This window comes from Sutterella wadsworthensis (genome assembly GCF_003315195.1).
Lineage (GTDB): Bacteria > Pseudomonadota > Gammaproteobacteria > Burkholderiales > Burkholderiaceae_F > Sutterella > Sutterella wadsworthensis.
The window spans coordinates 1-18,063 of the sequence record NZ_QNRV01000040.1; the positions used below are offsets into that span (position 1 = coordinate 1).

12 protein-coding genes and 1 tRNA gene are annotated in these 18,063 nt (G+C 55.4%); 6 read left to right on the forward strand and 7 right to left on the reverse strand.

Annotated features, from left to right (window positions below; genetic code table 11):
* On the forward strand, positions 1-341 hold a 341-nt coding region (locus DES29_RS11245), incomplete at its 5' end, for a group II intron maturase-specific domain-containing protein (protein WP_282957140.1).
* 116 nt (positions 342-457) lie between these two features.
* Here DES29_RS11245 and folD read toward each other — a convergent pair.
* The 3 genes from folD to DES29_RS11260 all read right to left on the reverse strand — a co-directional run bounded on the left by folD (position 458) and on the right by DES29_RS11260 (position 4,974).
* On the reverse strand, positions 458-1,321 hold the full coding sequence (gene folD, locus DES29_RS11250; protein ID WP_016473735.1) for a bifunctional methylenetetrahydrofolate dehydrogenase/methenyltetrahydrofolate cyclohydrolase FolD: 864 nt from the start codon (positions 1,319-1,321) through the stop codon (positions 458-460).
* 221 nt (positions 1,322-1,542) lie between these two features.
* The gene (locus DES29_RS11255) at positions 1,543-2,406 is read right to left on the reverse strand and encodes a response regulator transcription factor (RefSeq protein WP_016473736.1); all 864 of its coding nucleotides are present in this window, start codon (positions 2,404-2,406) and stop codon (positions 1,543-1,545) included.
* An 87-nt stretch (positions 2,407-2,493) separates the two neighbouring features.
* Positions 2,494-4,974, reverse strand: coding sequence for a PAS domain-containing sensor histidine kinase (locus tag DES29_RS11260; protein ID WP_113854909.1), 2,481 nt, complete (start codon positions 4,972-4,974; stop codon positions 2,494-2,496).
* A gap of 152 nt (positions 4,975-5,126) precedes the next feature.
* On the opposite strand from DES29_RS11260, the gene rpiA reads away from it, so the two are divergent.
* The gene (rpiA, locus tag DES29_RS11265) at positions 5,127-5,804 is read left to right on the forward strand and encodes a ribose-5-phosphate isomerase RpiA (protein ID WP_005431727.1); all 678 of its coding nucleotides are present in this window, start codon (positions 5,127-5,129) and stop codon (positions 5,802-5,804) included.
* Between the two features lie 86 nt (positions 5,805-5,890).
* On the opposite strand, the gene DES29_RS11270 is transcribed toward rpiA, so the two are convergent.
* Complete coding sequence (locus DES29_RS11270; protein ID WP_005431726.1) at positions 5,891-6,178, reverse strand: oxidative damage protection protein; 288 nt, start codon at positions 6,176-6,178, stop codon at positions 5,891-5,893.
* A gap of 323 nt (positions 6,179-6,501) precedes the next feature.
* Between DES29_RS11270 and hrpA the strand changes: the two genes are divergently transcribed.
* Entirely contained in the window at positions 6,502-11,037 is a 4,536-nt protein-coding gene (gene hrpA, locus DES29_RS11275; RefSeq protein WP_021994726.1) for an ATP-dependent RNA helicase HrpA, read from the forward strand.
* A 234-nt stretch (positions 11,038-11,271) separates the two neighbouring features.
* Positions 11,272-12,390, forward strand: coding sequence for a D-alanyl-D-alanine carboxypeptidase family protein (locus tag DES29_RS11280; RefSeq protein WP_016473739.1), 1,119 nt, complete (start codon positions 11,272-11,274; stop codon positions 12,388-12,390).
* A gap of 102 nt (positions 12,391-12,492) precedes the next feature.
* Here DES29_RS11280 and DES29_RS11285 read toward each other — a convergent pair whose 3' ends face one another.
* Positions 12,493-14,535, reverse strand: a complete 2,043-nt coding sequence (locus tag DES29_RS11285; protein WP_021994727.1) for a (Fe-S)-binding protein — start codon at positions 14,533-14,535, stop codon at positions 12,493-12,495.
* A 204-nt stretch (positions 14,536-14,739) separates the two neighbouring features.
* Positions 14,740-14,816 (reverse strand) — tRNA-Met (locus DES29_RS11290).
* A gap of 237 nt (positions 14,817-15,053) precedes the next feature.
* On the opposite strand from DES29_RS11290, the gene DES29_RS11295 reads away from it, so the two are divergent.
* Both DES29_RS11295 and thpR read left to right on the forward strand, forming a co-directional pair.
* The gene (locus DES29_RS11295; protein ID WP_005431721.1) at positions 15,054-16,109 is read left to right on the forward strand and encodes a quinone-dependent dihydroorotate dehydrogenase; all 1,056 of its coding nucleotides are present in this window, start codon (positions 15,054-15,056) and stop codon (positions 16,107-16,109) included.
* A 36-nt stretch (positions 16,110-16,145) separates the two neighbouring features.
* Complete coding sequence (gene thpR, locus DES29_RS11300) at positions 16,146-16,718, forward strand: RNA 2',3'-cyclic phosphodiesterase (RefSeq protein ID WP_236578852.1); 573 nt, start codon at positions 16,146-16,148, stop codon at positions 16,716-16,718.
* Here the strand turns inward: thpR and DES29_RS11305 are convergent.
* Positions 16,715-17,548 carry a hypothetical protein gene (locus tag DES29_RS11305; RefSeq protein ID WP_016473743.1) on the reverse strand — a complete coding sequence of 278 codons (834 nt, stop codon included), beginning with the start codon at positions 17,546-17,548 and terminating at the stop codon, positions 16,715-16,717. The genes thpR and DES29_RS11305 overlap by 4 nt on opposite strands.
* Positions 17,549-18,063 lie beyond the last annotated feature (515 nt).

The following is an 18,063-nucleotide window of genomic DNA, read 5'->3' on the forward strand; positions in this document are numbered from 1 at the left end:
GAGGCCGCGGAAGATCCCTCTTGGGAACGATCAAGGCCTTGACGATGATCCTGCGCGGATGGAGAACCTATTACGCGCTGGACGATCGGAAAGAGATCTTCGAACGTATTGACATTCACATTCGCCGGCATCTGCGCAAACTGATCTGGCGGGCATGGAAGCGTCCCACAACTCGGGAACGAGAGCTGAGACGCAGAGGACTGCCAAGCGAACAAGCATGGAAATCGTCCGTCAATGGACGCGGCCCATGGTGGAACGCCAACGCCTCGCACACGCTCAAAGCATTTCCCAACAGTGTCTTTCGACGAATGGGGCTTTACAGTCTCTTGTCAAAGGCCTGACCACTGAATCCACAACCTGACTTTAGAAACCGCCGGATGCCGAACGGCACGTCCGGTGGTGTGGGAGGGAGCGAGGTGCAAACCCGCTCTCTACCCGATTTCTTTTATACAAAATCTCACGCCAAGTGACGTTCTGCTGCGAGCACCGTATTGTCGATCAGCATGGCAATCGTCATCGGTCCGACGCCGCCCGGCACTGGCGTCAGTGCGCCGGCCACCGGTTCAACGGATGCCTGATCCACGTCGCCGCAAAGTTTGCCGTTCTCGTCACGGTGAATACCCACATCAATCACAACGGCGCCGGGCTTTACCATGTCACCTTTCACCATTTTGGGGCGGCCGGCTGCACAAACAAGGATATCTGCGCGGCGGGTAATGTCGGCAAGGTTCGTAGTACGGCTGTGTACCACGGTGACGGTAGCATGCGCATCAAGCAGCATGACGGCCTGAGGCTTTCCGACGATATTCGAGCGGCCGATTACCACTGCTTCAAGCCCTTCGGGATTAACGCCGGAGGCTTCAATAAGCTTCATTACGCCAGCGGGTGTGCAGGGACGATAGCCGCGGTCGCGGCGGCCTGTAAGCAAGGCACCGGCTGAAAGCATGTGAAATCCGTCAACATCTTTTTCGGGAGAAATCGAAAGAATTACAGCATCGGGATTGATCTGCTTGGGCAGCGGGAGCTGAACAAGGATTCCGTCTACAGCCGGGTCATTATTGAGCTTCTCAATCAGTTCGAGCAGCTCCTTTTCCGTTGTATCGGCCGGGAGGCGGTATTCGGTTGAAATGACGCCGGCACGTTCGCAGGCGCGGGTTTTGTTTTTGACATAGACGCAGCTTGCCGGGTCTTCGCCCACCAGTACGACGGCGAGACCGGGACGACGGCCTCCCGGGCGGGAGGCAAGCGCCTCGCTGCGGGCGCGAGCCTGCGCCTCCACCTCGCGCGCGAGCGCCTTGCCGTCAATGATGCGTGCCGTCATGGGAAACCTCCTTAAAAATGTATCGGAATCGTTTTACTTCCGGTTCTCTTAAATAAGCAGAATCGATGCCAAAAGCATTATCACCTGCGCTCCGCCTCGCTCGCCTCCAACCTTGTGATTAATCGTAGTCTTTAAACGGGAAAACGCCTGCCGCGAGGGAATCGCTACAGGCGTTCAGGAGGTATGTCTTTGTTCGGCAGTTTGCCGAACTGGCTGCGGTATTAGAGCAGGCTGTTCGAAGAGCCATTCATCGAGCTGTTGATGCCGGTGACAGCTGCTTCAGCTTCTCGCCGCTCACGTTCGGCCTCAGATTCGCGCAGTTCATGGTCGAGACGGCGCAGATGCTCAACGTGCTCCTCCGTGTGAGGAAGTCCCGTTTCCGCAAGGCGGCTTGGGAGAGCGGCAACAGCTTCGGCAAGCGTGGAGCTGATCTTCGGATAGAGCTCAGACTTCACGACCACGCGCATCAGATCGGCTACGGTGCCTGAGGCCGTCTTATCCATAATCGAAGCACGGTGTGCTTCCACTGTTTTAATCGAAATGCCAAGGTCATCGGCAATCTGCTTATTGAGACGGCCGTTGACGATGCGCTCGAGCACTTGCTGTTCGCGAGGAGTGAGCTTTTCAATCAGAGCGCGGTTGGCTGCGAGTGTCTGACGGCGGGCAAAGAGCTCCTTGGCGGTACGCATGGCACGATCGACCAACTTTTGCAGCTGAGGCTGTTGGAAGGGCTTCTGAATGAAGTCCATGGCACCTTTCTTAAAGGCCTGAACAGCCTGAGGAACATCGCCGTGGCCAGTGATAAAGATGAAGGGGGCGTCAATGCGGCGGCGCATCAGATGATCTTGCACATCTGCACCCGACATGCCGGGCATGCGCAGGTCGCACAAAATAACAGAAGGTACCGACTCGTTGAACTGCGCGATGAAGGTTTCACCGCTTTCATAATCCTCAACGCGGTAGTTGGTCGATTCAAGCAGCCACTTGATCGATTCGCGCACATCGGCGTCATCGTCGATCACATATACCAGACCGTTCTTATTGTCTGAGGTCAGGTCTTTTGAATAATCGTAATTTGGCATCATGATTTGAAGTTCCTCCTCCTTCAGGAATTCCCCATTTTAGCCTTTTGAATCCTCGGTTATACCTAGGGATCCTTCGCGGGTTAGTCCTTATTGTGAGCTATTTTCACCAATGGATGGCGCGTGTGTGACAGCTTCTTTGACGAACGGGACAGTGAAGGAGAAGGTGGACCCCCCGCCCGGCGTCGGATCCATGCGTAGCTCTCCGCCGTGAAGTTCGGCAATAGAGCGGCAGATATTGAGTCCCATGCCCATGCCTTCGGATTTTGTGGAATAGAAGGCGTCAAAGAGTTTGGAGCGGGATTCTTCCGGAATGCCCGGTCCGTGATCAACGACCTGGAATTGGAGACGCTCGGGGTTCTTTTCCCAAGGATCGGCATGGAGTTCGATGGTTCTCTCCTCCATGGGGATGTTGCTCGAGGCGCACGCTTCCATAGCGTTCTTCAGGAGATTTAAAAGCAGCTGCTCAAGCATGACCGAGTCCCCCATCATCAAAGGGAGCCCCGGCGCTATGACGAGTTTGATTCGACTGTCAAGCTTACGCGCCTGAATGTTGGCGAGTTCGAGCGTTTCCTGAATAACCGTTTCCACGGCGACGGGTTCGAGTTTGGCGTCGGTTTTCTTTGCGAAGCCGCGAATGCGCTGAATGATGCGGCCGGCGCGCTGCGCTTGATTTTCAATGCGGGCGTAGCTCTGGGCTTCGCGTTCTTTGGAAAGCGTCCCGTTGGCAAGCATCGTCGCTGCGGCATTGGCGTAGTTTGCGATGGCTGCAAGCGGCTGATTGAGTTCATGCGCGAGTGAACTCGCCATTTCACCCATCGTAACCAATCGGTGAGTGGACTCTGCGCGGCGAAGCTGCGCTTCTCGGGCAAGATCAAGTTCACGGCGTTTGGTGATGTCGGTTGCGATCACCATGACAGCGGTTTCGCCGCGCGTCCAAACAATGCGCTGCGAACGAACATCAAACCATCTTGATGTTTCTTCGTCGAAAATGTCGTCGCTTTGTACCGTGGGAGGCGCCTTTTCCAGGCGGGCAAGGAGTTTTGCCGCACCGTTGGGTCGATCATTAAAGAGTGTGCGGTAGGAGCGGTTGGCAAAGAAAAGCACGTCGCGGTTGGGTTCCGCGAGCACTGCGATAGCGCTCGCCATCGACTCAACGACCAGTGTGAAGCGTTCATTTGCGGCTTCAACTCGTGACTGTGCGAGCACCGAGTTCGTCACGTCAAAGAGCGCGCCAATGGAGCCAAAGGGTTTCCCATCGTCGTCAAGAAGCGGGGAAATGCGCAGTTCTGCCCAAAATTCCTCACCGTTCTTGCGGACGGCTTCAAAACGTGTAACGACGGGCAATGTTTCTTCAGCTTCCGGATGGTTAGTGGCCGAAAGAAGCCTCTCGGTAAGCTCTGCGACATAGTTTTTGGCCCAATAAGGATAGGGCGGCTTCTGCCCGATCAATTCCTTAGCCGGATAGCCCACGATCTTAGGGAATGTGTCGTTCACATAGAGCATGCATCCCTTGAGGTCGGTGACACGCAGGCCGACAACGGCCGATTCAGACATGACGCGGCGAAGAGAATATTCGGCCATGAGTGTGCGGTGCGACCGAACCTGCTGGCGTTGGTAGTAAAAAACGAGGCCGATAGCTGCCAGAAGCATCAGCGCCAGACCGCCGACAGAAAAATACTGCACGCGGTTGTTGGCAAAGAGTGCGTGGTCGTAGCTCTTGGCGACCAATGACATCTCTTCTTCCGGCGCAGCGTCGAGCAGTGTGATGTCCGTTGCGTAGATGATGGGTTCGGTGAGTTCGGGTTGGTCGACTGGGGGTTTAGAAGGTCCGCGGCTGCCAACGGGAGCCGGAATGGAGCGGCCGTTGAGTGCGAAGCTCAGTAGGTATGACCCCGTGTCTGCATATCGCTGCTGAGCCAGCAGGAGCAGGCGCGTGAGATCGATGCGGGCCATCAGAAGGGTGTCCGGTATGGCCGACGGCGTCACGATGTTCACAAAAATGCGCTGTGAATAGGGACCGACATAAAAAGGCGTGGAAAGCGAGCGGTCAAAGCGCTTGGCCAAGCGGACAGCACGAAGCAGATGCGCGTCATTGATCTGATTGATGCCCTCAAAAAGCGATGGTGCACGAGCTGTCGACGATGACCATACGCGGCGCACTTCGCCTTTTTCGGTGACAAGCGCAAGTTCTGTGACTTCGCGGCGGTCAATAAAGAGTGTTTGTGCGGCGAGGTCGAGCGAAGCCGATGCAAAGTCGCCTTGCTGTCCGCGCACAAGGCGCAGACTCATCTTCTGCAGGATTTCGGATACACCGAGAACCTGCGCTTCAATGGACTGGGCCACGAGGTCGGTGGTCTGCTTCAAACGAATGGTTTCAGCTTCACGATCCGAGTCAATCACAAGCCATGCAACGCCTGTGAGAAACGCCGCGACAAGCAGCAGTGCGGCCCAGGCAGCCCACAAACCATGTTCAGAAAATGCCGGCAGTTTTGCGGGCAGCTCTTTGTTTGCAGCGTTGAGGTGGCGGAATGCGTCGGAAATAAGATGTTCGGACTGGTCAGCAGGCATGGCGCAAGAAAGCTTCTGCGAAGAGATATTGTGTGCAGTTCATTTTAAGCGCCGCATGGGCGGCGCCTTTAGAATTCAACTCAATGCGCCGCAGATGCTGTCAGTTTGAGAGCTCTGCTGCGTGATTCAAAGAAGACTCCATTGAAATTCCCATGACACAATCCCGTCCGCTCTCTCAAAGTGAACTCAAGCGCCTCGTCGCACGTGCCGCGCTCGACTATGTCGAATCGGGCGCAGTGCTCGGCGTCGGCACCGGCTCCACCGTTGATCAGCTGATTGACCAGCTTCCTGAAATTCGCGATCGTATTCCGGCTTGCGTCTCTTCGTCGGAGCGTTCGACCAAGCGTCTTGAAGCGCTCGGTTTTAAGGTGCTCGACATGAATGAGGTTGATTCGATTGGCGTTTATATTGACGGTGCTGACGAAATTGATGGCCATTTTGCAATGATTAAGGGCGGCGGCGGAGCACTCACCCGGGAGAAGATCGTGGCGAGTATTTCTCGCCGCTTCGTCTGCATTGCCGATGCGTCGAAAAAAGTGGATGTGTTGGGACGTTTCCCGCTTCCCGTTGAAGTGATCCCAATGGCAGCGCGCGAGATTAAGCGTCGTTTGGAAGCTTTGGGCGCTGACGTAAAGCTTCGCGACTTTGTCACCGACAACGGCTGCAGCATTCTCGATGCTGCAGGCCTGGAGATTCGAGATCCTCAGGGATTGGAGACGGAGATCAACAGTTGGCCTGGTGTCGTGACTGTCGGTCTCTTTGCCGCTCGCGGCGCTGATGTGCTGCTCTTAGGCACTTCCGAAGGCGTTAAGACCTTTAAGCGCGGGTGAGCTCCAGCAGTTTAAATGTGTCATGGGCTCGACTTTTTTGAAAAAGTCGAGCCCATGGCTTCTTCAATAAAAGAGGGCAGAAGATCTTATTTCTGATCTTCTTCCGGATGGGGTTTGTAGCCCGGAACTGCGACCGCCTCGCCATCGCCGAAGAAATAGCGTTCGCACTGCGTCATGAGGTGCTTGCGGGCGGAAGCATCGGCGAGATTGAGACCGTATTCGTTTACCATCATCGTCTGCAGACGCGTCCAGTCGGCCCAAGCCTCCTTGCTCACGTTTTTCCAGATGCGCACGCCGAGTTCGCCGGGGAAAGGCGGATAGTCAAGGCCCTCGGCCTCTTTATGTAGCTTGACGCAGTTGACCATGCGAGCCATATCGTGAAGTCTCCGATTGCTGCCGCGGAACGCGAAGGCGTGCGGCGAAGATGTTGAAAGCGGGAGGATCGTCCGTGGGTTAACGACGAACAGACGTAACAATCCTGATCTTGTGCGCAGAAGTCTACTCGAAGGATCATCAGCCTGCGAAGCAGAAATCTGTCTTCATCTGCGCGGATTGTGAGACAGGACGGATCTCGGCGCCTCCGTATAATGCCGCCGCGTGCTCACTTGCTCTCAAAGTTAACGACGCCGCGCAGAGCGGCGGCAGATAAAGTGAACCGACTGAGTTCAATTCAATTGCAGTTAAACAGGACAAAATAATGGCGGACAATCGCGCGCTCATGGCGGCATTTCAGAAAGTTCGGGCGGATGTGGATCAAGCACTCGAACAGACGCGCCGTAAGGAGGAAGCTGCCCGCGCTGCGGAAGAAGCCAAGCGTGCTCAGGAGCGGCGTGAGAAACGGCAGGGAAGCGCTGCAGCCAAGCAGTCGGGTAAAGCTTCTGCGGGGGAAGCCAATAGCGCAAGGGAAAGCAAAAGCGAGCAGTCAATGGTTAAAGCTGCTCGGGTGACCCCCCTTCAGACATCGTCCTCAGCCGCCAAGCCAGCATCAGCGAAGGTCCCAGAAAATACGTCGGTCAGAGCCCCCCGTACCTATAGTCCAAAGGGTGCTTTCGGAGCGGTGCTTGCCGGCGCTGCTCAGGCGTCCGGCGCTGTTTTTCGTGAGTCTCCTGCGCTGCAGGGGGAAAGCGCAGGGAAACGCAGCAAGGCGCCGCTGACCAATAAAGCCGCATCTGCAGATAAAACCGTGCAGAACGGCAAACGCGAAATCCTGCATCCCCGTTTTGAGAGCGCATCTGCAGCGAAGGCGAATGCAGGACATAGAGAGGATCGTTCCGGGCGAGCAGATCGGCCCTTGCAAACAGCGGCAGGACGGTCGGCAAAAGCTGACAGTCGTCAAAATCGTCAGCTGCGGCCTCGTCGTCCCAATCTGCCCGAGAGCGGTCAGGCACGAACTGAAAATGGGCGTCAAGACACGCGTGCTCTCAGTGGAGGACGATCGGAGCGTTCAGCTCGTCCGAAACTCTCCTGGGCCGAACGCCGTAATCCCATTCCGCCTTTTGAACTCATGCCGGGGCTGCCGGTTTCTGAACGCGCAGCCGATGTTGTCAAGGCGATTAAAGAGAATCAAGTCGTCATCGTCTGCGGTGAAACGGGGTCGGGTAAAACGACGCAGCTCCCGAAGATCTGCTTGATGGCAGGACGAGGTGAAACCGGCCGCATCGGTCATACGCAGCCGCGCCGCATCGCTGCGAGCTCCATTGCCAAGCGTATCGCTGAAGAACTCAAAACGCCGTTGGGCGACGTGGTGGGCTACAAGGTTCGATTCACAGATCAAACGGCTTCGGGCGCTACCATCAAGCTGATGACGGATGGCATTCTCCTTGCTGAGACGCAGGGGGATCCGCTGCTTAAAGCGTATGACACCATCATTATCGACGAAGCTCATGAGCGTTCGATCAACATCGATTTCCTGCTTGGCTACCTGAAGCGTCTGCTGCCTAAACGCCCCGACCTCAAGGTCATTGTGACGTCAGCCACGATTGATGCCGAGCGTTTTGCCAATCACTTTGCGGTCAACGGCAAACCCGCGCCGGTGCTCACCATTTCCGGGCGCACTTATCCGGTGGAAATCCGGTGGCGCCCGGTTGAAGACCGTGATGAAGACGATGACCGCACGATGCTTGCTGCGATAGACGATGCAGTAAGCGAGTGTGAAATGAGCGGCCGAGGGGATATTTTGGTATTTCTGCCGGGCGAACGCGAAATTAATGCTGCGGCCGAAGAGATGCGGCGCTCGCGCATTGGCAAGGCAGAAATTCTGCCGCTCTACGCTCGTCTTTCTGCGGCCGATCAGGACAAAATCTTCAAGCCTTCGGGGAATATGCGACGCATTGTGCTCGCCACAAACGTTGCTGAAACATCCGTTACCGTTCCCGGCATCCGCTATGTGGTGGACACTGGTTACGCGCGTATCAAACGCTATTCATATCGCTCCAAGGTCGAGCAGCTGCTCGTTGAGCCCATTAGTCAGGCTTCTGCCAACCAGCGCTCGGGCCGCTGCGGCCGCGTAGCGGAAGGCATCTGTATTCGGCTTTACAGTGAAGAGGATTTCGCTCGTCGGCCTGCATTCACCGATCCAGAGATCATGCGCTCGAATCTCGCTGCCGTCATTTTGCGCGCCAAGGCGCTGCGCTTGGGTGACGTGCGTGAATTCCCGTTTGTGCAGGCGCCGCCTCCGAAGGCCTTTGCCGATGGTTTTGCAATTCTGCAGGAATTGGGAGCCATCAGTGAAGACAATGAACTGACGGAAGTCGGCCGCAGTCTCTCCAGGCTGCCTATTGATCCCAAGCTCGGCCGAATGCTCCTTGAAGGGGCTCGCCGCGGTGCGCTGCGCGAACTCTTGATTGTCGCTTCGGGGCTCTCGGTGCAGGATCCGCGCGAACGCCCTGCCGAGCAGCAGCAGGCCGCCGATGAAGCACATAAAAAATTGGCTGACGAACGCTCTGACTTCCTTTCTTACGTCAAGCTCTGGGATTGGGCTGAGGCTGCGCGTGCTTCCAAAGAAAGCAACCGCAAGTACGACCAGGAACTCAAGCGTCGGTTCTTGTCGCCGCGCCGACTCCGCGAATGGCGTGAGGTCATGGGGCAGCTGAAGGCGCTGGTCGACGATCTGGACTGGCGGCTTAATACGGCCCCCGCTACATATGAGGAAGTGCATCGTGCGCTCCTCTCAGGACTGCTCGGCAATATCGGGAGCAAGACGGTCGAAAGCGACCGTCGGGCGCCGCCCTATGCGGGAGCTCGCGGCATCAAATTTTGGATTTGGCCGGGATCGGTACGTGCCAAAAAGAGCGGCCGATGGATCCTTGCGGGTCAGATCATTGAAACGTCTAAGCTCTTTGCGCGCTGCGTTGCAGATATCGAGCCCGAGTGGATCGAAGCGGCGGCGGGACCGCTCATTCGCCGCTCCTGGAGCGAGCCGCATTGGGAAAAAAGCCGCGGCGAGGTCGTGGCTTTGGAGCGCGGAACGCTTTACGGCCTCACGGTTTATCAGCAGCGTCGAGTGTCCTTTGCCAAACATGATCCGAAGCTTTCCCGCGAACTCTTTATTCGCGAGGCACTCGTTGGCGGCGAATTCGACGGCAAACTGAGCTTTTATCACCACAATCAGCGGCTGGTGCGGGAAATTGAAGATCTCGAGCACAAGACCCGTCGTCCGGACGTGCTCGTTGACGACGAAATGATCTTCGCTTTCTACGATCGAGAGCTGCCGCAGGATGTCTGTTCCACAAAAATGCTTGAGGCATGGCTGAAAGCGGCTGAAAAAGAAAACCCCAAGGTGCTTCGGCTTTCGCGCGAAGAGCTCATGCGTCACGAAGCCTCTGCTGCCGCAGATGCTTGGTTCCCCAAAACCATGGAAATGGCAGGGATCGATATGACGCTCTCATACCAATTTGAGCCGGGCAGCCCTCGTGACGGCGTTACGATGACTGTGCCGCTTTTTGCGCTCAATCAGCTCGATCCTGTGCGTGCTGAATGGCTCGTTCCGGGAATGGTGAAGGAGAAGGCTCAGGCGCTATTGAAGACGCTTCCGCAGAAGATTCGGCGCAATTGTGTGCCGCTTCCGGACTATGCGGCAGGATTTCTGACCCGCACCCAAAACGGGACGCCTCAGAGCATAGGATTTGTTGATGCGCTCGCGGCTGACGTCCGCAGCGAAACGGGGCTGCCCTGCCAGCCATCAGACTTTAAGACCGAAGGTTTGCCCCAGCATCTCATCCTCAACTTCAAAGTGATTGATGAGCATGGCCGTCAGCTCGCACTGGGCCGCAATCTTGCTCAGCTGCGTGCAGAACTCGGCGAAGAGGCTCAAGCAACTTTCCGCAACGTTGCTAAGCAAGATGCTGCCGTTGCCAAGGATTTGGGCGGCGAAGTTACAAACTGGACCTTCGGCGAACTCCCCGAACTCATGGAAATTCAACGCCGCGGTGAAACGCTCATTGGGCATCCGGCATTGGTGGATGTGGGGGAGGCCTGCCGCATCGAAGTATTCGACGATCCGCTCGAAGCACAGAAAGCACATCGCAAAGGACTCAGAAGGCTCTTCCGTCTCACCTTGCGTGAGCAGGTGAAGTTTATTGAGCGCAGCCTGCGTGACCTCGGCCGCGTACAGATGCAGGCGTCAGTGGTGCCGGGGCTCGACAAGAACTTCGAAAGTATCGACGATCTGGAAAACGATGTAGTCGACTGTGTATTGGATGCCACTGCCCTTGTCGATCCGCTTCCGATGAATGAAGAGGCCTTCCAGACGAGGCGGGAAGATGCCCGGGGACGACTTTCCTTGGTTGCAGGCGAAGTGTCGCGGCTCCTCACTGAAATTGTTGCGCAGGCTGCTCCGGCAGCACTAAAGCTCAAACGCATAGAAAATGAGGCACTCTCAGCAGATGTCGCTGAGCAGCTCAAGCGTCTCTTTCCGCCGCATTTTCTATTGTCTGCGCCTTTGTCGCAGCTGATGAACTACCCGAGATACCTCAAGGCCGTTCTCTATCGACTGGAGCATTATTCAAGTGATCCGGCTCGGGATGCTGCACGGCAGGCAGATGTCGAGCGTCTTACGCTCCCTTGGGTACGGGCGGTTGCTGCGCGCCGAAGGCAGCCTGATTCTCATCTTGAAGAGTTTCGCTGGATGCTCGAAGAGCTTCGCGTTTCCTTATTTGCGCAGCAGCTGCGCACACCCATGCCGGTGTCGGTTAAGCGTTTGGAGCGTATTTGGCAGTCGATAACCCGCCTTTAATGGCAAGAACGGGGCAGGCGTTTGCTTAAGACAAAATTCCATAAATTTGTAAAACTTAAGCGCTATACCCTGTACGCGGGAAGATTGATGAGTGACAATATTTAGATCTCTCTAAGGTTTACACCACGGAGCGGTGCACCCGTCTGTACCGCTCCCTCCGACGTCTGGCTGATCTGCTTTCTTGTTGGGAGAAAGCTGAGCGGTTGTGCGTCCGCCGTTCTTGAAGCCGGTCCCATGTTTCTCCCTTTCCGCCAAGTCGCTCTCGTATTCGCCCTCGGGGCGTCCCTTATTGCTCTCCCTCTTGAGAGTGCCTGTGCTGCTGAAGCAGCCGGCAAAAAAGCGGTTTTAGTACCGATAAAGGCGGGATCGACTGCTGCGAAGGCGCGCACAGCTCAGACAAAGAATGTCAAATCCAAACAGGCGTCAGTGAAAAAGGTTTCTATTAAAACAGCGGCTAAAAATACGCGTCAGGCAGCTGCAAAGAAGCCAAAACCAAAACAGAAGGCACGCCGCGTAGTACGCCGTACAGGACCTTCTCAGGCGACCCTTGCAGGGCTGCGCCAAACGGACGATCCGCTGCAGCTGGGCAGTTCCGTTGCATATGCAATGGACCAAGATACGGGAGAGGAACTTGTCGTCAAGAATGCCGATGTGGAGCTGCCGATCGCCTCGGTGACGAAATTGATGACGGCTCTGGTTATCGCGGAGAGCGATGTCGATTTGGATGAAAAAGTCCGTATCACGCGCGAAGACTATGTCCGCTCAACCGCCCACTCAAAACTGATTTCCGGCATGCGGCTGACGCGTGAATCGCTGCTCAAAGCCGCGCTCATGTCAAGTGACAATCGTGCGGCCGCCGCTCTTGCCCGCACCTATCCGGGCGGACGAAAGGCGTTTGTCGCCAAAATGAATGAACGCGCCGCCGCCATCGGGATGACGAACTCCTTTTTTGCTGATCCGACGGGGTTGGATAACCGCAATCACTCCACGGCACGTGATTTGGGCAAACTGGTTGCAGCGGTCTACCTGCATCAGGAAATTCGGGATGCGTCGACCACTTCCATGGCCCGCATCAGCACGGGCCGCCGGCAGGTCAATCTCGCGACGACCAATCGCCTGATCGGTGATCCCTCGTGGCGCATCGGCATTCAAAAGACAGGCTTCACGACCGCTGCAGGCCGCTGCATGGTCGTGCAGAGCGATGTGGGCGAGCGTCGTCTTGTGATGGTGGTGCTCGATAGCCCAAATAATGCTCAGCGCGCTGACGATATGCGTACGATGCGTGCCTATGTGCAAAGCGAAAGTGATTTCTCACGCGACTTTGAACACGTGGCGCCCTATGAAATTTTTTAATTCATCTGATTGCTGGCGATAAGTTCACAAGCTTCGTCAATCCCCTAAATGAAAGGCCTGAAGCATTTGGTGCTTCAGGCCTTTCGATTGATGGATATTCCGTTAGGTTGGGGATGCTTCGTCAGGCAGTTTGGCGGCAACGACTTCGGCAATATCGAGCACTTGAAGCTCCTGTGCGCCATTAACCATCGGTTTTGCACTTTCGAGCATCGTGAGGCAGTGCGGGCAGCCGGTGGCAATCTTTGAAGCCCCGCATTGAGACGCGGTATTTTGAAGGGATTCCAGCCGGATCACATTGATACGCTTCTTTTGTGTTTTCTGATCAGTCCACATCTGACCGCCGCCGGCACCGCAGCAAAGGGTATTGGCACCGTATTCGGCAGGATCGAATTCTGCAGAGCCAACAGCTGCCAACACCTCTCGCGGAGCACGGACGATACCGTTTTGTCGGGCAAGGTAACAGGGATCGTGCCACACAACACGTTCAGACTGCATGGCCGATCGGGGCAGTTTCCCTTCGGCGAAAAGCCGGCTGATGAAGCTGGAGTGGTCGATGACAGCAAATGAACCGCCGTCAAAGGCGGGATATTCATTTTTAAGCGTATTAAAGCAGTGAGGGCAGGCTGTCAGCACTTCCTTGAACTTAAAGCGCGAAAAGTTCTCGATATTTTCCTGAGCAGCAGTTTGATAGAGGTACTCTTCGCCTAAGCGGCGCGCGAATTCTGCGTGGCAGCGCTCTTCAGCCATGACTGCAAACTTGACGCCGGCAGTCTTGAGAATCTTCACCATTGCGCGGGCGATGCGCCGCGCACGTCGATCGTAGCTTGCTGCACAGCCGACCCAATAAAGAATATCGTAGTCTTCCCCTTCCTCAGCGACTGGTACATCAAGCCCTTGAGCCCAGTCCATTCGTTCATAGGGATCAAGCCCCCAGGGGTTCCCTACGGAAGCTGTATTCTCCAGCGCTTCCGCAGCGCCTTCAGGGAATTCGCCTTGCTCAAGGGCAAGATGCCGGCGCAGGCCGACGATGAAATCCGGCGTTTGGATGTCTGCTGGACAGACTGCCGCACAGGCGCCGCAGGTGGTGCAGGAGAAAAGTTCGTCCTTAGTGACTACGCCTCCGGCCAGGTCATCAGCATTTGCGTCATCGGCGCCAGCCGCGGCTGCACGCACACGATCACGCAGCTTCAGCACGACGGTTCGAGGTTTGAGCGGCGTTCCTGCGCGAACAGCGGGGCAAACGTCATTGCAGCGGCCGCATTCGACGCAGGCGTCGAGCTGCGCACGGTCAGTCCAAGAGAGATCCTTGATGGACGAAATGCCGAAGTGCTCTTGTTCTTCAATATTCTCAATTTTTGGAAGTGCGCCGTTGGGAGCGGGTTTGCGTACCGCAATAGCGGTTGGCACTCGGTAGATATGGGCGTAATAAGTGAGCGGTACCGCAGCAATGAAGGCGAGAGCAGCAATGCCGTGAATCACCCAAAGCCAGATATGTGCAGTTTCTAGCGCAGCTGTCGAAATACCCATAGCTAGAAATACTTTCGCGAGCGCAGAACCTACGGGAGAAAAGTGCATCCAGGCCGGCTGCTGTACTGCCAGGCGCAGCGCTTCAATCACGAAGCCCGTGATCACAATAAAGGCCAGCGATGCGTAGGCCAGTACAAAACGGCCGTCCTTAGGCAGTTCGTTGGCGGTGCCCCAGCGGCGCCAGGCTGCAAAGGCCAAAGCGACGAGCACAGCTGCGCCGGCAACGTCGAGAATCAGCTTGTAAGCGAGATAGACGTTCCCCCGAAGGAACTGTTTGCCGAAAACATAGTGCCCAACATCCCAGTCCAACGTTGCCGTAGCCGTACCGAGGAATAAAAGGAAAAAGCCGACGACCAGCACCGCATGCATGCGGCCGGCAGAAGTCTGGCGCACTTTTTCTTCAAGGACAGCCTCTTTGAGCAGGCGATCCCGGCGACTGGGATCGCTCGGTAGCTTTTCATCCTTGCGGCGGCGCCAAACTTCAATGTTCTTACAGACACCCCAAGCACAGAGGGCGATGGTGATGACGGCGGCGACATAGACGCCGATTTCGCCCCAGAGGGGCACATTCCAGAAGCCAGGGCGGATAGGAAAATCCGCGGGGAGCGGTGCGGTCATAAGTTTGGGTCTGTTTAATATAACCGCCGCATGAGCGGCGTTGATCTTGAAGCCGCCATTCTAAATGGCCGATCAAGGCAAAAACAGAACCTGCTGAATCGACTTGCAGGGGTATCGGCAGCTTAATTGAACGGCCGAGTGACTGACAAATGCAGTAGACAAAAACAAAACTCCCGAACCGCAAAACGATTCGGGAGCTGCATTTGGTTGCGGGAGAAGGATTTGAACCTCCGACCTTCGGGTTATGAGCCCGACGAGCTACCGGACTGCTCCATCCCGCGATGAATCCGGTCTGCTGAATCAGCAGAGATTTGAATTATGAATGGTTATGATCGACTTGTCAAGGACTTTGGGAAAAAGTTTTTTTGACGACCGAGTTCGCAGGACTGGACTTCCTTATCCTTTCGAGCTATTTCTTAAGGAATACCAGCACTCGTTTCTCTATAATATCCGGACTTTAAATCAGACCCGATCGCTGGAGAATCACTCCGGCAGACCATTCCAATACTGCAGAGATTATGTTGCTCTATAAAATCGCCCGTCGCATTCTTTTCTCCATGAACCCTGAAACGGCACATGCGGTCACGCTTGCGAACCTGGATTGGGCGGTCAATTTCGGCGTGACGAATCTCATCACGCACATGCCTGATGATGATCCCGTTGAGGTCATGGGTCTTCGCTTTCCGAATACCGTCGGTCTTGCAGCCGGCATGGATAAAGACGGCAAGCACGTTACGGCTTTCGGCGGTCTTGGTTTCGGCCACGTCGAAATCGGAACGATCACGCCGCTTGCTCAGCCTGGTAATCCTAAGCCGCGTCTTTTCCGTCTGATTCCGGCGGGCGGCATTGTTAACCGCATGGGCTTTAATAACGAGGGCGTCGATAAGGTGCTTGAAAACCTGCGTTCGGCGGATGCATTTCGTCTGCGCGGCGGCATTCTCGGCATCAACATCGGCAAGAATGCCGTCACGCCGATTGAGAATGCGCTCTCAGATTACGAGAAGTGTCTCGACAAGGTTTATGACGCCGCAGACTATATTGCTGTCAATATCTCCTCGCCCAACACGAAGAATCTTCGCCAGCTTCAGGGGAAGGGAGAACTCGATCACTTGGTTGAAGGGATCGTGAAGAAGCGTGAGGAGCTTAAAGCTGCTCGCAATGGCAAGCACGTGCCGATCGCCGTAAAAATTGCGCCCGATCTCGAAAACGATGAAATTCTGCGCTGCGTCGATACGTTGATTGCCAACGGCATTGACGGTGTGATTTGTACGAATACGACGATCGGCCGCAAAGGCGTAGAAGGGCTCGATCATGCCAACGAAACGGGCGGTCTCTCGGGTGCGCCTCTGCGGGAACGTTCTACCGAAGTGGTTCGCCTCGTTGCGGATCATGTCAAGGGGGCTATTCCGATCATTGCTTCGGGCGGTGTGATGACCGGCGCAGATGCTGTTGAGAAGATCGAAGCCGGTGCGCAGCTCGTGCAGCTCTTTACGGGTTTCATTTACAACGGCCCGAAGCTTGTTGCTGACAGCGTTGAAGCCGTGGCAGCTTGGCGCGCTAAGCAGGGACGCTAAGCACAATCGATTCGTCGACGATTATCCTGACGCGCTTTGAATGTTGTCATTCGAGGCGCGTTTGTTTTTTGTGGGGATGCCGCCATGCGAATTTTTGCTGCTTTAGCATTGCCGAACGAACCGAGAGCGGCCCTTGAGGCTGAAATCAATCGGTTACGACGCAAATATTCAGATTGCGGAAGATGGTCGCAGTCAAAAAACCTCCATCTCACAATGGCTTTCCTCGGCGAAGCAACACCCGACACTGCAAAGAAAGTCGCGACAGCCTTGGCAAAAGTGCCACAGACAGCGGTGTGCTGGCGTTTTTCAGGACTGGGCGTTTTCAGCCGTCAGCAGATTTTGTGGGCAGGCTTGGCGGAGACGGACCGCTTCAATGCGTTGGCTGAGCAGGTTCGTTCGTGTCTTGACGATATGGGACAGCACTATGACCGGAAACCCTTTCGCGCACATATCACGCTCGCTCGCCAATGGCAGGGGCCGCAGCCCCAAGCGTTATCGAGCCCCTTAGCCAATTATTCTTTTGCAGTCTCTCCGGTTTGCGTCCGGCTTTATGCATCCGAGCGTGATGCCAGTGGGCGGATTTGTTATCGAGTGTTGTCTTCGTATTAGATGTCAGCAGCTTCCGCTTCAATAGGAAGTGCGACCAGGCAGCCTGTGCGTGCTTGAGCGGCCGTCAGCTTCAAGATGCAGTAGCGAGCACCTCGGCTGGTTACTTCAGCCGTGCCCATCAACTTTCCTGCGGCAGAAAGTACGGGATAAGTCTGTGCTTCATTGAGCGAGGACTGAGGATCAATGCAATAGAGCATTGTGTCGTCGCCTTCTTGCCGGGTGTGATAAACGCGCACGAAACCTCGTTTAGCGAGCCATGCAGAGCCAAAGTAAATGAGGCCGAAATAGAGGAGACAGGCAGTAGCGGCCACTATCAGCGCTGCAAAGGCTGCATTAAGCGGCTCCCAGCCCCAGATACGCATTAAAAAGGAAGAACTATTGGCGCGAACAGCGGTCGCGTTAGGCAGAACCTGAACGAAAAGAACGTCCAATTCATGCGGCGGCGTATCAGGAGAGCCGGCCGTAACCGTGAAGTTTTTGCCTAAGGCGCTGGGTGCTGCGTAGAGAAGGGCGCTCCAATTCATTCGGCTGGGGAAGAATGAATTGCTCACGCGGATATCAGATGCGGTGAGGCCGTCTTCGGGCGGTTCGATACGTACTTGAAGACCGCGATTACCCTGCTCAGAAGAGATGGAACCTGTAATAACGGTGCTGTTGTCAGCAGCAACGGAAAGCTTGTCTCCGCCGTCTCCGAATCCAGAAATGAGCGCATCTGCAGAAGCAATCATGCCGGCAGCAGCACAGGCGACGGCGGTGACAGAGAGTATTCGACGCAGCAGGCGAAGCAGTACAACGGACCGCGGCAGAGCCTGAGAATGTTCTGTCGACATAAGACCTGAGCTCCTCCTGCAGCGTCTAACCGTTGACATAGTGCGCAGACTACTCCTTGAAACGAGCAACCTGCAAAATTTGTCGTGATTGTATGAGGGGAGATCAACGCTGTGAGCAGTGCGCTCTGAGTAGTCTGTGCTAGTAAGGGTGACGCCACGCAATGAACTGACTTGTAAGATGCCCTTGACAAAAGATTTAAATGTCGGTAAAGTTCGCTCCCTGCCTCGAACGAGAGGCAGAAAATCAAGCAACATTGAGATGCATTCAAACGAATCGTTGAGATGTTCTTGACAAGAAGAGAAAGTTCAGATAAACTCTTTCTTCTGCGCTGATCGAGGTCAGCGAAGTTCTTTAAAAATCAGATTCAACGAACCGATAAGTGTGAACGTCGGAAACTTGAGGAGTCCTCGAAAGAGGCGCCGGATTTCACGATCCGGAGACTCAAAAATTTTACGAAGTTTGCACTTCTCGAAAGCCGAAAGAAGAGATCAAATCAAATCTTTCAATTCCGGCG

What these genes read in the sequence shown, in the direction of transcription:
- folD (WP_016473735.1), bottom strand. Translation starts at nt 1,321, where the DNA reads ATGACGGCACGCATCATTGACGGCAAGGCGCTCGCGCGCGAGGTGGAG.
- DES29_RS11255 (WP_016473736.1), bottom strand. Translation starts at nt 2,406, where the DNA reads ATGATGCCAAATTACGATTATTCAAAAGACCTGACCTCAGACAATAAG.
- DES29_RS11260 (WP_113854909.1), bottom strand. Translation starts at nt 4,974, where the DNA reads ATGCCTGCTGACCAGTCCGAACATCTTATTTCCGACGCATTCCGCCAC.
- rpiA (WP_005431727.1), top strand. Translation starts at nt 5,127, where the DNA reads ATGACACAATCCCGTCCGCTCTCTCAAAGTGAACTCAAGCGCCTCGTC.
- DES29_RS11270 (WP_005431726.1), bottom strand. Translation starts at nt 6,178, where the DNA reads ATGGCTCGCATGGTCAACTGCGTCAAGCTACATAAAGAGGCCGAGGGC.
- hrpA (WP_021994726.1), top strand. Translation starts at nt 6,502, where the DNA reads ATGGCGGACAATCGCGCGCTCATGGCGGCATTTCAGAAAGTTCGGGCG.
- DES29_RS11280 (WP_016473739.1), top strand. Translation starts at nt 11,272, where the DNA reads ATGTTTCTCCCTTTCCGCCAAGTCGCTCTCGTATTCGCCCTCGGGGCG.
- DES29_RS11285 (WP_021994727.1), bottom strand. Translation starts at nt 14,535, where the DNA reads ATGACCGCACCGCTCCCCGCGGATTTTCCTATCCGCCCTGGCTTCTGG.
- DES29_RS11295 (WP_005431721.1), top strand. Translation starts at nt 15,054, where the DNA reads ATGTTGCTCTATAAAATCGCCCGTCGCATTCTTTTCTCCATGAACCCT.
- DES29_RS11305 (WP_016473743.1), bottom strand. Translation starts at nt 17,548, where the DNA reads ATGTCGACAGAACATTCTCAGGCTCTGCCGCGGTCCGTTGTACTGCTT.